The organism is Bacillus sp. 05T31, assembly GCF_056396725.1.
In genome coordinates this window covers 1-863 of the sequence record NZ_JBFTMA010001121.1, presented here as the reverse complement: position 1 = coordinate 863, position 863 = coordinate 1, and the positions used below count along the sequence as shown (strand labels likewise).

Below are 863 nucleotides of genomic sequence, written 5' to 3'. Positions count from 1 at the left end.
GGCTATCATTTGTGCATCTACAGGTAATACATCAGCATCAGCTGCCGCATACGCGGCACGCCTCGGAATGAAATGTATTATCGTAATACCAGAAGGAAAGATTGCGCATGGGAAATTAGCGCAAGCAGTTGCTTATGGAGCGGAGATCATTTCAATAGAAGGGAATTTCGATGATGCACTTAAGGCTGTAAGAAATATTGCTGCAGAAGAGCCGATTACATTAGTAAACTCAGTGAATCCTTATCGAATTGAAGGGCAAAAAACAGCGGCRTTTGAAATTTGTGACCAGTTGGAAAATGCACCAGATGTTCTAGCTATCCCTGTTGGAAATGCTGGGAATATTACAGCATATTGGAAAGGGTTCTGTGAATACGAGAAAGAAAAAGGCTATAAGAAGCCCAGAATTCACGGATTTGAAGCGGAAGGAGCGGCGGCAATTGTAAAAGGACATGTCATTGAGGCACCTGAAACGATTGCAACAGCGATTCGTATTGGTAACCCAGCGAGTTGGTCGTATGCAGTAGAGGCTGCCGAGCAGTCTCATGGTGAAATAGATATGGTGTCAGATGAAGAAATATTACATGCGTATAGATTGTTAGCGAAAACTGAAGGAGTTTTTGCAGAGCCAGGATCAAATGCTTCATTAGCGGGCGTCATTAAACATGTKCAATCTGGAAAAATCAAAAARGGMGAAACRGTTGTTGCRGTWTTAACTGGAAAYGGTTTGAAAGATCCTGATATCGCWATYTCTTCTAATAAATTWGAYATTGCAAGTGTGTCAAATGATATAGAGCAAATTAAAGATCATATTAAAGGGGTGATTATGTCGTGATACCATTGAGAGTACGTGTCCCTGCTAGTAC

Annotated in this window: 1 protein-coding gene; it reads left to right on the top strand. The window is 41.5% G+C overall.

The genetic code is table 11. The features are described from left to right. Positions 1-832 (top strand): threonine synthase (thrC, locus tag AC1DJR_RS31775; protein WP_477004446.1); only part of this gene is annotated, 832 nt, incomplete at its 5' end. Positions 833-863 lie beyond the last annotated feature (31 nt).